At 73.7% G+C, this 14,259-nt stretch carries 10 protein-coding genes; 2 read left to right on the forward strand and 8 right to left on the reverse strand.

The window, feature by feature from the left end; translation table 11 throughout:
- Positions 1-173: 173 nt before the first annotated feature.
- Both AC07FV_RS29985 and AC07FV_RS29990 read right to left on the reverse strand, forming a co-directional pair.
- Positions 174-3,221, reverse strand: a complete 3,048-nt coding sequence (locus AC07FV_RS29985; RefSeq protein ID WP_479090559.1) for a putative bifunctional diguanylate cyclase/phosphodiesterase — start codon at positions 3,219-3,221, stop codon at positions 174-176.
- Between the two features lie 399 nt (positions 3,222-3,620).
- Positions 3,621-4,574, reverse strand: coding sequence for a 2-hydroxyacid dehydrogenase (locus AC07FV_RS29990; RefSeq protein WP_479090560.1), 954 nt, complete (start codon positions 4,572-4,574; stop codon positions 3,621-3,623).
- A gap of 76 nt (positions 4,575-4,650) precedes the next feature.
- On the opposite strand from AC07FV_RS29990, the gene AC07FV_RS29995 reads away from it, so the two are divergent.
- The gene (locus AC07FV_RS29995) at positions 4,651-5,649 is read left to right on the forward strand and encodes an aldo/keto reductase (RefSeq protein ID WP_356610506.1); all 999 of its coding nucleotides are present in this window, start codon (positions 4,651-4,653) and stop codon (positions 5,647-5,649) included.
- Positions 5,650-5,724: 75 nt separating this feature from the next.
- The gene (locus AC07FV_RS30000; RefSeq protein WP_479090561.1) at positions 5,725-6,927 is read left to right on the forward strand and encodes a PQQ-dependent sugar dehydrogenase; all 1,203 of its coding nucleotides are present in this window, start codon (positions 5,725-5,727) and stop codon (positions 6,925-6,927) included.
- Positions 6,928-6,936: 9 nt separating this feature from the next.
- On the opposite strand, the gene AC07FV_RS30005 is transcribed toward AC07FV_RS30000, so the two are convergent.
- The 6 genes from AC07FV_RS30005 to AC07FV_RS30030 all read right to left on the reverse strand — a co-directional run bounded on the left by AC07FV_RS30005 (position 6,937) and on the right by AC07FV_RS30030 (position 14,234).
- On the reverse strand, positions 6,937-7,137 hold the full coding sequence (locus AC07FV_RS30005) for a DUF6191 domain-containing protein (protein ID WP_479090562.1): 201 nt from the start codon (positions 7,135-7,137) through the stop codon (positions 6,937-6,939).
- 37 nt (positions 7,138-7,174) lie between these two features.
- Entirely contained in the window at positions 7,175-10,270 is a 3,096-nt protein-coding gene (locus tag AC07FV_RS30010; RefSeq protein ID WP_479090563.1) for a helix-turn-helix transcriptional regulator, read from the reverse strand.
- A gap of 104 nt (positions 10,271-10,374) precedes the next feature.
- A complete protein-coding gene (locus AC07FV_RS30015; RefSeq protein WP_479090565.1) occupies positions 10,375-10,560 on the reverse strand; it encodes a hypothetical protein in 186 nt (61 codons plus the stop codon).
- A 197-nt stretch (positions 10,561-10,757) separates the two neighbouring features.
- Positions 10,758-11,390 carry a hypothetical protein gene (locus tag AC07FV_RS30020; protein WP_479090566.1) on the reverse strand — a complete coding sequence of 211 codons (633 nt, stop codon included), beginning with the start codon at positions 11,388-11,390 and terminating at the stop codon, positions 10,758-10,760.
- 35 nt (positions 11,391-11,425) lie between these two features.
- On the reverse strand, positions 11,426-12,010 hold the full coding sequence (locus AC07FV_RS30025) for a GNAT family N-acetyltransferase (RefSeq protein ID WP_479090568.1): 585 nt from the start codon (positions 12,008-12,010) through the stop codon (positions 11,426-11,428).
- The gene (locus tag AC07FV_RS30030) at positions 11,988-14,234 is read right to left on the reverse strand and encodes an MMPL family transporter (protein ID WP_479090569.1); all 2,247 of its coding nucleotides are present in this window, start codon (positions 14,232-14,234) and stop codon (positions 11,988-11,990) included. The genes AC07FV_RS30025 and AC07FV_RS30030 overlap by 23 nt, the downstream gene beginning before the upstream one ends.
- Positions 14,235-14,259 lie beyond the last annotated feature (25 nt).

A 14,259-nucleotide genomic window follows, 5' to 3' on the forward strand; every position in this document is an offset into this window, starting at 1 on the left:
ACTGGTGCAACAAAAAACCCCTCGTGCCATAAGGCAAGCGAGGGGAGCGCGCCGGGTGTGGGTCGCTGGGAGTCCGGGTCGGTCCGGACATCACCAGCTCAGCCGACGCGCTTTCCAAGTACGAGAATTCGGGTGCGCATGGCACAGACCCTCCCCCCGGCACGCACCCACTGTCAAGTGGGTGGGACGGGAGTCTCATCATGTGAACGGAGGGTCGTGCCACCACCCAGAACGGCCGGCAGGCCCGCCGTGACCCCGCCCGCGAAGGCCGGCTCGGCCGGCCCGTGCGGTACCGAGTAGTGGCCGGTGCCGAGCGCCCTGCGCAGCCGGTACTCGTCCAGTGGCCCGGAGAACGCCATGCCCTGCCCGTGGGTGCAGCCCATCGCGCGCAGGGCGACGATCTGCTCGGGCAGGTCCACCCCGTCGGCCACGGACTTCAGTCCGAGGTCGGTGGCGATGCGCAGCAGACCACTGGTGATCTTGTGCAGCCGGGCCGACTCGACCACGCCCTCGACCAGGCCCCGGTCGAGCTTGAGGACGTCCACGGGGAGGCGCCGGAGCGCGGTGATCGCCGCGTACCCGCTGCCGAAGCCGTCCAGGGCGATGCGCACCCCCACCCGCCGCAGGGCGTTCAGCCTGCGGTCCAGCTCGTCCATGCCGACCCGTGGATCAATGTCCGACAGCTCGATCACAAGAGAGCCCGGAGGCAGCCCGTGCCGGGTCAGCAGGGCTTCCACGGAGCCGAGCGGCAGGGAGCGGTCCAGCAGCCGGCGGGCACCGATGCGTATGGCCACCGCCACCGGGAGGCCGGCGGCCGCGCGGTCGGCGGCCTGCTCCACCGCCTCCTGGAGCACCCAGCGGTCCAGTTCGGCCGTCTTGTCGCCCTCGTCGGCCACCCGCAGGAACTCGGCGGGGGTGAACAGCACCCCCTGCGAGGAGCGCCAGCGCGCCTGGGCGCAGACCGAGGAGATCCGGCCGTCCGTCAGGGAGACCACCGGCTGGTGCAGCAGCGCGAACTCGCCGTCGTGCAGCGCGGCCCGCAGGCGGGTGGCCAGCTCGGCCTTGCGCACGACGTCCTGCTGCATCTGCGGCCGGTACAGCTCGACGCGTCCCTTGCCGCCCGCCTTGGCGCGGTACATCGCGAGGTCGGCGTTGCGCAGCAGCTCCCCCGCGCCGAGGCCCGGCTCGGCGAAGGCGACACCGATGGAGGCGTTGACACGGACATCGTTGCCGTCGATGAGATAGGGCTGCGAGAGGGTGAGCCGCAGCCGGTCGGCTAGTTCCATGATGTGACCCTCGCGTGCGGTGCGGTCCCGGGCGCCGTCACCGACGATCAGGGCCGCGAACTCGTCGCCGCCGAGCCGGGAGGCGGTGTCCCCCTTGCGGACGGCCTCGTGGAGTCTGCGGGCCGCCTGGACGAGCAGCTCGTCCCCGGCCTGGTGCCCGATGGTGTCGTTGACGGCCTTGAAGCCGTCGAGGTCGATGAAGAGGACCGCCGTACCGCGCAGGGCGGCACCCCGGTCCGAGGCGCGGCGGCCGGACAGGGCCTGCTGGACGCGCCGGGTGAACAGGGCGCGGTTGGGCAGGTCGGTCAGCGGGTCGTGCTCGGCGTTGTGCTGGAGCTGCGCCTGGAGGCGCACCCTCTCCGTGACGTCCCGGCTGTTGAAGATGAGGCCGCCGTGGTGGCGGTTGACGGTGGACTCGACGTTGAGCCAGCCGCCGTCGCCGGAGCGGAAGCAGCACTCGATGCGCGTGGTGGGTTCCTCGACCGGGTTGGCGGCCAGGAAGCGGCGTACCTCGTGCACCACGCAGCCGAGGTCCTCCGGGTGGATGAGCCCGGCCAGTTCGCCGCCCACCAGCTCTTCCGCGGGGCGTCCGTAGACCCCGGCGGCGGCCGGCGAGACGTAGCGGAGGATGCCGTTGGGTGCGGCGATCATGATGACGTCGCTGGAGCCCTGCACCAGGGAGCGGAAGTGGTTCTCCTTCTGGGCCAGTTCCTGGGTGAGGGTGATGTTGTCGAGCAGCATGATGCCCTGGCGCACGACGAGCGCGAGCACCACGGTGCCGCCGGTCAGCAGCACCACGCGGTCGACGCTGCGCCCGTTGAGCACGTTGTAGAGGATGCCCAGGGTGCAGACCGCGGCGGCGAGGTACGGCGTGAGCGCGGCGAGGGAGCCCGCGATGGGCCGGGCCGTCGGATAGCGGCCGCGCTCCCCCGCGGACGGCGAGGGCAGGGACGTCGCCCCGGGCAGGGGCGCGGGCGGCTGGTGCGCGGCGGAGCGGGGGTGGTGCCCGGTGTCACGCTGGCCGGGCACGTGCTCGCGCACCACGCGGGTGTGGCCGCCGGACCCCTCGTCGCCCGTGGTCCGTCCGCGCCGGGACGCGGCCCAGGGGGCGTACGCGAGCAGCAGGGACCCCGCGAACCAGCCCGCGTCGAGCAACTGGCCGGACCGGTAGCTGCTCTGCATCAGCGGCGAGGTGAACAGGGCGTCGCACATCACGGTGAGCGCGAGCGCGCCGATGGCGGTGTTGATGGCCGACCTGCCGACCGGCGAACGCCTGAAGTGCAGGGCGAGCACCATGCTGACGAGGGCGATGTCGAGCAGGGGGTACGCCACCGAGAGCGCGCCGTGCGCCACGCTGGAATCGCCCCCGGCCTTCGCCGCCTGGGCGAGCGCCAGGCTCCACGCCAGCGTCAGCAGGGAGCCGCCGATCAGCCAGGCGTCCAGTCCCAGGCAGATCCAGCCGGCCTTGGTCACCGGCCGCTTGGCCAACACCAGCAGCCCCACGATGGCGGGCGGCGCGAAGCAGAGGAAGAACAGGTCGGCGTAGCTGGGGCTGGGGACGGGCTGCCGCAGGACGACCTCGTACCACCCCCACACCAGGTTGCCCAGGGACGCCATCGCCGAGGAGAGGGCGAACAGCAGCCACGCGGGCCGGAAGCGGACGCGGCGCCCGCGCGCGTAGAGGAAGCAGGAGACGGCGGCGGCGCCCGCCGCGGCGCTCAGCCCGAAGTCGCCCATGATCTTGGCGACGTGGTCCGAGCCCCAGCCGAGCGCGGACCCGACGGCGTAGGCCGCGCAGACCAGGGCCAGCACGAGCTGGCGGACGAGGGCCGGCCGGCCGACGGTGGCGGACGGCCGGGGCGGCAGCAGGCCGGGCGGGGGCTGCGTCCGCAGCCGTCCGTCCAGCGTGGGCATGGGGGACGGCGGCGGGCTCACGTCGGCCCCCCGGTCCGCGCCGCTTCCGTGGTGCGCGGGCTGTGGACCGGCCGGGTCCGGCTCCCGCGGCCCGGCCGATGCGGGTGAGGGTCGCGTGGACCGTCGGGGCCGCCGTGGTGGCCGGGGCGGCCGCGTCTGCGCGCCGTCGTGGTCGTGCGCCAGGGTCGTCGGCGGCGGCTCCGCCGCGTCGGGTCGTTCGTCCATAGGCCGTGCATCGCCCGTCGCCCCCCTCACAGTTGAGATGTTCGTCCCCGGCGCCGAACTGTCCCGGCGCGTCCCCTGTCGGACGATACACCAGGATCGTCACTCAGGGACATAGGTTCTCTACGCTCCGTGACGACCAGGGAATATGCGGGTACCCACCGCGCTCGAAAGGTTGCGGAGGGTACCGGGACCGGATCAGGCGCCTGTCGTCAGGATCACGTTGCGCAGCGGCTCCTGGTTCACGAACCGGGTCAACTGGTCCACCAGCAACCGCTTCGCGCGCGGCAGGAACGCGGAGGTCGGCCCTCCGGCGTGCGGGCTGACGAGTACGCCGGGAGCCTGCCACAGGGGATGGCCCGGCGGCAGCGGTTCGGGGTCGGTCACGTCGAGAGCGGCGGTCAGCCGCCCGCTCTCCAGTTCGGCGAGCAACGCCTTCGTGTCGACGACGGGGCCCCGGGCGACGTTGACGAGCAGGGCTCCGTCCTTCATCCGGGCCAGGAACTCCGCGTCGGCCAGACCCCGGGTGGCCTCGGTGAGCGGCGTGGAGAGGATCACGACGTCCGCGTCCGGGAGGAGGGCCGGGAGGTCGGTGAGCGGGTGCACCGGGCCGCGCGCCGTGGTGCGGGCGGAGCGCGCGACGCGCACCACCGGCGCGACCTCGAACGGCACGAGCCGGTCCTCGATCGCGGCGCCGATCGACCCGTAGCCGACGATGAGCACCTTCCGGTCGGCGAGTGCGGGCCGGAAGCCGCCGAGCCACTCGCCCCGGTCCTGGGCCCGGACGAAGTCGGGCACGCCCCGCAGCGATGCCAGTATCAGGGTCAGGGTGAGTTCCGCGGTGCTGGCCTCGTGCACTCCGCGCGCGTTGCACAGCCGTACGCCCGCGGGCAGGTGCTTCAGGCCGGGCTCCACGTGGTCGATCCCGGCGGAGAGGGTCTGGACGACCTGGACGGAGCGCATCCCGGGCAGCGGACGCACGCCGACCCCGCTGGGCTTCATGTAGGGGACGACGTAGTACGCGCAGTCGGCCGGGTCCGCGGGGAAGGCCTCCTCGCCGTTCCAGAAGCGGTAGGCGAAGCGGTAGGCGGGGCCCTCGGGGAGGCCCTCGATCTCGTCCGGCGGGATGGGCAGCCACACGTCAGCAGTCATGGTCAGGAGGCTATGTCAGGGGCGCGAAAGGCCAGAGGTTAGGTTGGGTGGCCTGACGAGGGAGGGTCACGACCAGGTGGAGCGCAGGACGATCGGCGCGACGGCGCTCGCGGTGGGGGCCGTCGGACTGGGATGCATGCCGATGAGCTGGGCCTACAGCGCGTCGCGGCAGCGGGGGGACCAGTCGATCAGGGCGGTGCACCGGGCCCTGGACCTGGGCGTCTCCCTGCTGGACACCGCGGACATGTACGGCCCGTTCACCAACGAGCTGCTGCTGGGGCGGGTGCTGAAGGAGCGGCGGTCCGACGCCTTCGTGTCGACCAAGGTCGGTCTGCTCGTGGGCGACCAGCACATCGTGGCCAACGGCCGCCCGGGGTATGTGCGGCGCGCCTGCGACGCCTCGCTGCGCCGGTTGCAGACGGACGTCATCGACCTCTACCAACTGCACCGCGCCGACCCCGAGATACCCGTCGAGGAGACCTGGGGCGCCATGGCGGAGCTGGTGCGGGCCGGCAAGGTGCGGGCGCTCGGGCTCTGCGCGGTCGGCGCGCGGTCGGCCCGGCGCCCGGGGGCGCGGCTGCACGACGCGACGGTCCGGCAGTTGGAGCGGGTGCAGCAGGTCTTCCCGGTGAGCGCGGTCGAGGCCGAGCTGTCGGTGTGGTCGCCGGAGGCGCTGCGGACGCTGCTGCCGTGGTGCGTCTCGCGCGGTGTCGGCTTCCTCGCCGCGATGCCGCTGGGCAACGGCTTCCTGACCGGCACGCTCACTCCCGGTCAGGGCTTCGAGCCGGAGGACCTGCGGGCCCGGCACCCCCGTTTCACCGCCGAGATGATGGCCGCCAACCAGCCGATCGTGGCCGGACTGCGCCGGATCGCCGCCCGGCACGGCGACGGGGTGACGCCGGCCCAGGTGGCGCTGGCCTGGGTGCTGGCGCAGGGGCGGCACGTGGTGCCGGTGCCGGGGACCAAGCGTGATCACTGGGTGACCGAGAACGCGGGGGCCGCGGAGCTGCTGCTGACCGAGCAGGATCTCGCCGAGGTGGGCCGGCTGCCCGCGGCCCAGGGGTCGTGGGAGTGAGGCGCACGGTCGTGCGGTGCCGGGCCGGCGGGTTCGGACTTCGCCGATCGGGAACTCGACGGGCGCGTCGGGGGTATGACAGGGAGAACCCGCCCCGTCGAAGGGAACAAGATCGTGCCACGTCGAGCCTTGCCGACCGCACTGGCCACCGCCGCCCTGCTGTTGGCGGCCGGTTGCTCCTCCGACGACGGGGAGGCGTCGGGCACCGAGGGCGCTTCCTCGCCCAGCAGTACGACGGCGCAGTCCTCGCCCTCGGGCTCGGCCACCGAGGAGACCCCACCCGCGAAGGGCTCTGTGAAGGTGACCCGCACGGTCGCCACGGGGCTGCGCAGCCCCTGGGGTCTGGCTCCGCTGCCGGGCGGTGGACTGCTGGTCTCCTCCCGCGACGACGCCACACTCACGCGGGTGGACGAGAAGACGGGCGAGAAGACCGAGCTGGGCGAGGTGCCCGGGGTCTCCGCGTCCGGCGAGGGCGGCCTCCTCGGCATCGCCCTCTCCCCCGACTACGCCTCGGACCGGATGGTCTACGCGTACTTCACCTCGGCCTCGGACAACCGCATCGTGCGCATGCGGTACGACGAGAAGAAACCGGCCGGTGAGCAGCTGAGCGCGCCGGACACGGTCTTCCGGGGCATCCCCAAGGGCGTCATCCACAACGGCGGCCGGATCGCCTTCGGCCCCGACAAGATGCTCTACGCGGGCACGGGCGAGAGCGGCGACACCGGCCTGTCCCAGGACAAGGAGTCGCTGGGCGGCAAGATCCTCCGGATGACGCCGGACGGCGAACCGGCGCCCGGCAACCCCTTCCCCGACTCCACGGTGTACTCGTACGGGCACCGGAACGTGCAGGGGCTGGCCTGGGACGACAAGCAGCGGCTCTTCGCCGCCGAGTTCGGCCAGGACACCTGGGACGAGCTGAACGCGATCAGTCCGGGCGCCAACTACGGCTGGCCCGAGGCCGAGGGCGAGGGCGGCGGCTCCGGCTTCCGCGACCCGCTCGCCCAGTGGAGCACCGACGAGGCCTCGCCCAGCGGTGTCGCGTACGCCGAGGGGTCCGCCTGGATGGCCGGGCTGCGCGGTGAGCGGCTGTGGCGCGTGCCGCTGAAGGGCACGGAGGCCGCGGCCGACCCGCAGGCCTTCCTCGACGGCGAGTACGGCCGGCTGCGCACGGTGGCGCCCGCGGGTGGTGGCAGGTTGTGGCTGGTGACCAGCAACACGGACGGCCGGGGCGACGCCAAGGGCGACGACGACCGGATCCTGGAGCTGGAGGTGCGGTGACCGCGCCGCTCAGTGCTCGTCGCCCTCGGTGTGGCCTGCGGTGTCCGCGGGCCGCGGCGGGTGGACGACGACCTTGCCCGAGGTGAGGTCTATCGGGCCGTGGCCGGGGTCGCCGTCGCCGACGTCCTCGCGGGTCAGTTCGAGCCGGTTCTGCTCGTCGCGGGTGTGCTTGCGGCCCGGGGAGAACAGTTCCTCGAATGCGTTGAACACCAAGCCTCCGTCGGTCGGCGTCCCTCCAGCGTAGACCTCACGGCGCGGAAGGGGACGTGAGCCGCCGCGCGGGGAAGAGCGCCAGCCGGTGGGCCACGGCCGCCGCCTCGCCGCGCCCGGAGACGCCGAGCTTGGCCAGGATGTTGGAGACGTGGACGCTGGCCGTCTTCGGGGAGATGAAGAGTTCCTCCGCTATCTGGCGGTTGGTGCGCCCCTCGGAGACCAGGCGCAGGACGTCGCGCTCCCGGCCGGTGAGTCCGAGGGCCTCGGCCGGGTCGGCGGGGGCGGCGGGGCCGGTCGCGCGGCCGAGGGTGAGGCGGGCGCGCTGGGCGAGCAGGCCGACCGCGTCGGCGAGGGGACGGGCCCCGAGGTGTTCGGCGACGGCGCGGGCCAGGCGGAGCAGTTCCACGGCGCGGGAGCGCTCGTCCTCGCCGCCGGAGTCCAGCAGGGCGGCGGCCAGCCGGTGCCGGACGCGGGCGAGCTCGTAGGGCCGCTCCAGTCGTTCGAAGGCGGTGACCGCCTCCGCCCACGTGTCGGGGGTGTCCCGGCCCTCGGCACGGCGGAGTTCGGCGCGGACCCACTTGTCGTGGGCGAGCCAGGTGGGGGCGCCGGTGGTGAGTGACGTGGCGGCCCGGGCGATGCGGTCGAGGACCTCGCCGCGCCCCTCCCGGGCGGCCGGCAGTGCGCGGGCGTCGGCCTCGGCCTCGGCGGCGGACAGCAGCAGGGGCCAGCCGTAGCGCTGGGTGCCGGGCGGGAAGCCGGCGCCCAGCCCCGGGTCCAGCTCCGTCCGGGCGTCGAGGACGCGGCCCTCGGCGGCGGCGAGGCCGAGCGTGAGGGTGGCCAGCGGCAGACGGTACTGCGGCATGGTGTCGTGGGTGCCGTACGCGGCGCGGGCCTCGGCGAGCTGCCGGGCGGTCTCGGCCGTCTCGCCCCGGGCGAGCGCGACGGCGGCCCGGCGGAGGGCGGCACCGGCGCGCGGTGCGGCGCCGCGGCCCGGGGCCCCGGAGATCACGGCGGCCTCGACCGCCTCGTCCCAGCGGCCCAGGGAGATGAGCGTCTCGGCGAGATTGCCCCACACGTAGGCCTCGGACTCCAGCAGGCCCATCCGGCGGGTCAGTTCGATGCCCTCGCGCAGGATGCCGAGCGCCTCCCCGGAGCGGCCGATGCTCTCCAGGACGGAGGGCAGGTTGATGTGGCTGCGGGCCACCACGGCGGCCCGGCCCTGCGCCACGACCAGGTCTCTCACCTGGTACATCTCAGCGAGGCCCGCGTCGACGTGCCCCGCGTCGACCATCAGGCCGCCGAGCGTGAGCCGGGCGTTCAGCTCGATGTCGTCGGCACCCACCATGCGCGCGTACTCGACGGCCCGCTCCGCGGCGGTCACGGCGTCGGGGCCGGGGGCGTGGAGCATCGACCAGCTGGCGGCCATGGACAGCACCTCGGCGTGCACCTTGGACGGCGGCAGGCCCCGGACCAGATCCTGGGCGATGCCCAGCTCCCGCCATCCGTCGCCGCGGCCCTGCGCCTGGACCAGCAGGGAACGCTGCGTCCAGAACCAGGCGGCGCGCTGGGGATCGCGCGTGCTCGCCCCGGCGCCCGTGTCCTGCTCGTCCTCCAGCAGACGCAGGGCCCGCTTGGCGATCTTCATGGCGCGTTCGCGCTCCCCGCACAGCCGTCCGGCGACCGCGGCCTCGGCCATCAGGTCCAGGTAGCGCAGCGGCTTGGTGGCCGGGTCGCAGCCGCAGGGAGGGTAGACCTCGGTGTAGTCGACGGGGCGCAGTGTGGCGCGTACGGCGTCGGGGGCGGAGTCCCACAGCTCCATCGCCCGCTCCAGCAGCCGCAGTTGTTCGGCGTAGGCGTGCCGGCGGCGGGCCTCGACGGAGGCGTCCAGTACGGCGGGCAGGGCCTTGGCGGGGTCGTGGGCGTGGTACCAGTAGCTCGCCAGGCGCATCACGCGTTCGGCGGCGGGGACCAGGGTGGGGTCGGCGTCGAGGGCCTCGGCGTAGCGGCGGTTGAGGCGGGAGCGTTCGCCGGGGAGCAGGTCGTCGGCGACGGCCTCGCGGACCAGGGAGTGGCGGAAGCGGTAGCCGTCGCCGTCGGGGGCCGGGAGCAGCAGGTGTGCGTTGACGGCGGCGCGCAGTGCCTCGATGAGGTCGTCCTCGGCGAGCCGGGCGACGGCGGCGAGCAGCCGGTACTCCACGGTGGAGCCGCCCTCGGCGACGATCCGGGCGACCCGCTGGGCGCTCTCGGGGAGCGCTTCGACCCGCACCAGGAGCAGGTCGCGCAGGGAGTCGGTGAGGCCGGCGCAGCAGCCCTCGTGGGCCGCGACGGCGAGTTCCTCGACGAAGAAGGCGTTGCCGTCGGAGCGGTCGAAGATCTCGTCGACCTGGAGCGGATCGGGTTCCCGGTCGAGGATGCCGGCGACCTGGCGGCCCACCTCCTCCCGTGTGAAGCGGCCGAGTTCGACGCGGCGGACGGTGCGCAGCCGGTCGAGTTCGGCGAGCAGGGGACGCAGGGGGTGCCGGCGGTGGATGTCGTCGGAGCGGTAGGTGGCCAGGACGACGAGGCGGCCGGTCCGCAGGGTGCGGACGAGGTAGGCGATCAGGTGGCGGGTGGAGGCGTCGGCCCAGTGCAGGTCCTCCAGGACGAGGACGACGGTGTGCCGGGCGGCGACGCGCTCCAGCAGGCGCGCGGTGAGCTCGAAGAGGCGGGCCGTGCTCTCCTCGTCGTGCCGGCCGCCACCGGTGTTCGGGGCGCTCTCGCCCAGTTCGGGCAGCAGCCGGGCCAGCTCCTCCTCCTGCCCGGCCGCCGCCGCGGCCAGCTCCGCGGGCAGGGCGCGGCGCAGGGCGCGCAGCGCGGTGGAGAAGGGCGCGAAGGGGAGTCCGTCCGCTCCTATCTCGACGCAACCGCCCAGCGCGACCACGGCGTCCTGCCGGCGGGCGGCGGCGGCGAACTCCTCGACGAGGCGGGTCTTGCCCACCCCCGCCTCACCGCCGAGCAGCAGCGCCTGCGGCTCTCCCCCGGCGTCGGCCCCGCCGCGGGCGCGGGTGAGCGCGTCGTTCAACGTGTCCAGTTCGCCGGCGCGGCCGACGAACACGGGACTGACGGACCTGGTCTCCACGGACCCGAGCATCGCACGCGGGTACGACAGCGCGGCGGGCTTTTCCGGGAGGGGGGCGACGGACGGAACGACGGCGGGGAGGGCGGCCGTGCGGCCGCCCTCCCCGGTCCCCCCGTTCACGCGGCCCGGGTGAACCCGGGCCGGCGCAGCCGCGGCGTATGGCTCTCCACCGGCGCGGCGTCGCGGCGGGCTGCCCGGCGGGCGGCGCGGCGGGCGCGGACGGCCTCGCGGACCAGCCGGGCCTCGTCGGCGCGGCGGATCAGTTCGGCGGAACGGGCCTGCTGGATCTCGTACTCGAACATGGTGTGCCCCTCGGTCGTTTCGGTGTCCGCATCGCTTGCTGCGATGGCTCAACCTTCGTCTCCAAGGGGGGCCCGCCGCATCGGGCAAGTTCCGCATCTTCGGGCGGGGGGCGGGGCCTTAGACGTGCGTGAGGGGTCTTAGGGCACCGGCGTGCGCGCACGCCGGTGCCCTAAGACCCCTCGGGGCCCGCGGGGGGTCAGCCCACGGACGGCACGCTCAGCATGACGTCGGTGTACTTGAGCACGGCCAGGATCAGGCCGATCACGCCCAGCGCGACGCCGGCCCAGGAGACCGACTTGATCCACGCGGCCTGCGGCCTGCCGGGCACGCCGAACGCGGGCCGGACCAGCACCACGACGCCGACGATCAGCGCGATCAGCGCGAACACGCCGCCCCAGAGCGCGGTGGCCTGCCAGGCCTCGCCGTAGCCCTTCTCCAGCATGGTCTGGACGTTCGAGGACGAGGTCGTCTCCAGCTGCCCGAAGACCGACTCGCGGGCGGAGGCGACGGTGCCGACCCAGCTGCCGGTCAGCGACACGATGCCGAGGCCCGCGGAGACCACGGCTCCCGCGCCCTGGCCGACGCCGGTGGCGCCCTGGTCGACCGCCGCACCGGGGGCGGCGGCGTCCGCGGCGTCGAGGTCCGCGTCGTCGGTGCCCTCAGCGGTGCCCTCGGAGCCGTCAGCGTCCGCGGCGTCCGCGGTGTCGTTCCGGGCGGCGGCGCCGTCGGCCGCGGTCTCGGGCCCGGTGGTCTCGGGAGACTCCGTGGCCTCGCCCGTCTTGTCCTTGTCGGTCTTCACGCCGGTCTCGTCCACTGTCTTCGTTCCCATGCCTCGCACCGTACGGACGCTGTCTGAGAGGTCCCTTAATGATCCTTGTGAGCGGCACGCGCGCGTGCCTCACGTGCCGCACGCCACTCGGGTGCGAGCACCGCCCACACCTCCATGTCCTGGCGGGCACCCCGGTAGGGGAAGCTCTCGCGCAACACGCCCTCCCGCATCATGCCGAGTCGCCGGGCGGCGTTGACACTCGGGGTGTTGGCCGAGGACGCGTGCCACTCGACGCGGTGCATGCCGCGCTCGTCGAAGGCCCAGTCGATCAGGACCCGGGCCCCGCGGGTCACCAGGCCCCGGCCCGTTCCGGCGGGCTCCAGCCAGCAGCCGATCTCGCAGACGCCGGTGGCGGCGTCGAAGACGCGGTAGAGCAGCCCTCCGACGAGCTTGCCGTCCAGCCACAGACCGTGCAGGAAGCCGCTGTCGGCGGCGTGCCGGTCGGCGTAGGACTGGAGGATCTCCCGGGCGGAGTCGACGTCGGTGGCCTTCGCCCCGAAGGGGATGTGCTCCGTGATGAACTCACGACCCCGCTCCAGGTGGGCCAGGAACTCCTCGGCGTGCCAGGTCTCCAGGGGGCGCAGCTCGGCTCCGTCGTCACCCAGTGGTATCGCGTACATCCCGCTGCCGTTCCTCCTCCGCAAGGACGACCGCCACTTCGGCGTCCGTCGCCGCGGCCAGCCTCTCATGGGCGGTGCGGGCCTCGGGCGGCTCGATGCTGATCCGCGGCAGGAAGCGGTCCACCCGGCGCGGCAGCCACCAGTTGGCGCTGCCCAGCAGGTGCATCAGGGCGGGCACCAGGAGCGTGCGCAGGACGAAGGCGTCCAGGGCGACGGCGGCGGCGAGCGCGATGCCGAACATGGCGATCACCCGGTCGCCGCTGAGCACGAAGGCGAGGAACACCGAGATCATGATGACCGCGGCCGAGTTGATCACCCGGCCGGTCTCGGCGAGGCCGACCCGGACGGCCCGGCGGTTGTCGCCGGTCTCCAGCCACTCCTCGTACATCCGGCTGACCAGGAAGACCTGGTAGTCCATCGAGAGCCCGAACAGCACCGACACCATGATGACGGGCAGGAAGGGTTCGATCGGGCCGGCGCTGCCGAGGCCCAGCAGCTCGCTCCCCCAGCCCCACTGGAAGATCGCGACGACGACGCCGAAGGAGGCGGCGACGGCGGCGACGTTCATAACGGCGGCCTTGACCGGGATGCCCACGGAGCGGAAGGCCAGCAGGAGCAGCAGGCAGCCGAGGCCCACGACGACGCCGACGAAGAGGGGAAGCTTGCCCACGATGATGCCGGCGAAGTCGTCGTAGCCGGCCGTCACCCCGCCGACGTGCACGTCGAGGGCGGTGCCGGCCTCGGCCCGCGGCAGCACCTCGTCGCGCAGCCGCTCGACGAGGTCGCTGGTCCGCTGGGACTGCGGTGCCGACTCGGGTACGAGGGTGAGGAACGCGGTGTCACCGGCCGAGTCGTACGCCACGGGTGTCACCGAGGAGACGCCCTCGGTGGTGCGCAGCGAGGCGTCGAGGTTGTCCAGGGCGAGCCGGTCCTCGGCTCCGCCGACCTCGGTGACCAGTGTGAGGGGGCCGTTCACACCGGGCCCGAAGCCCTCGGCGAGGAGGTCGTAGGCCTGTCGGGTGGTGGTGCCCTTGGGGTCGTTGCCCTGGTCGGAGGTGCCCAGGCGCAGGTCGAGGGTGGGCAGTGCGAGGACGGTGATGACGACCAGGGCGACGGCGCCGAGCAGCTTGGGCCGGCGTTCGACCAGCGCCGACCAGCGCGCGGCGAAACCGGTCGGTGGCTCGGGCTGCGGCCCGTGCTCGGCGAGGCGCCGTCGCTCGCGCCGGTTGAGGGCGCGCGGGCCGATGTACGACAGCAGCGCCGGGAGCAGGGTGACGGAGGCCGCGACGGTGAGGAGGACGGTCAGCGAGGCGGCGACGGCCACGCCGTTGAGGAAGCTGAGCCGCAGGATCAGCATGCCCAGCAGGGCGATGCAAACGGTGGCACCCGCGAAGACGACCGCGCGTCCCGTGGTAGCGACGGCGTTCTCGGCGGCCTCGGCCACCGACAGGCCCCGCTTCAGCCCGCGCCGGTGCCTGGTGACGATGAAGAGCGCGTAGTCGATGCCGACGCCGAGTCCGATGAGGGTGCCCAGCATGGGTGCGAAGTCGGCGACGGTCATGACGTGCCCGAGCAGGGTGATCCCCGCGTAGGCGGTGCCGACGGAGATCAACGCGGTCGCGATGGGCAGTACGGACGCGGCCAGGGAGCCGAAGGCGAGGAAGAGGACGACCGCCGCGACGGCCACTCCTACGGCCTCGGCGAGGTGGCCCCGCGGCGCCTCGGTGAGCGCGACGGCGCCGCCGCCGACCTCGACCTGGAGGCCGTCGGTCCCCGCTGCCCGCGCGGCGTCGACCACGGCCCGGGCCTCGGCCGCGTCGACGTCCCGGGAGGCGTCGGCGAAGGTGACGGAGGCGTACGCGGTGTCGTCGTCCTCGCTGATCAGGGGCGAGTCGGGGTCGTCGTACGGGTTGGTGACCGAGGCCACCGAGGGGAGGTCCGCTATGCGGTCCAGGGTGCGGGTCATGGTCTGTTCGACGTCGGCGGCGCGCACGGTGCCGGTCGTCGTGTGCCAGACGATCGTGTCCCGCTCGCCGTCGAGGCCGGGGAAGCCGGAGGCGAGCAGCCGGGAGGCGCGGTCGGAGTCGGTGCCGGGGACCGAGTAGTCGTTGGAGTACGCGGAACCCGTGAGCACGGCGGCCGTGGCGGTCCCGAGGAAGGCGACGAGCCAGAGCAGGACGGCGACGAGGCGGCGTCGGACACACCAGCGTGCAAGGGCTGCCACGAACGTGCTCCCAGGTGTTCTGATG

The organism is Streptomyces sp. NPDC045956, from assembly GCF_056430705.1.

Bases quoted from the DNA above. Each gene is read 5' to 3' on its own strand.
- AC07FV_RS30000 (WP_479090561.1), top strand. From the start codon at position 5,725: ATGACAGGGAGAACCCGCCCCGTCGAAGGGAACAAGATCGTGCCACGT.
- AC07FV_RS30020 (WP_479090566.1), bottom strand. From the start codon at position 11,390: ATGGGAACGAAGACAGTGGACGAGACCGGCGTGAAGACCGACAAGGAC.
- AC07FV_RS30010 (WP_479090563.1), bottom strand. From the start codon at position 10,270: ATGCTCGGGTCCGTGGAGACCAGGTCCGTCAGTCCCGTGTTCGTCGGC.
- AC07FV_RS29990 (WP_479090560.1), bottom strand. From the start codon at position 4,574: ATGACTGCTGACGTGTGGCTGCCCATCCCGCCGGACGAGATCGAGGGC.
- AC07FV_RS30025 (WP_479090568.1), bottom strand. From the start codon at position 12,010: ATGTACGCGATACCACTGGGTGACGACGGAGCCGAGCTGCGCCCCCTG.
- AC07FV_RS30015 (WP_479090565.1), bottom strand. From the start codon at position 10,560: ATGTTCGAGTACGAGATCCAGCAGGCCCGTTCCGCCGAACTGATCCGC.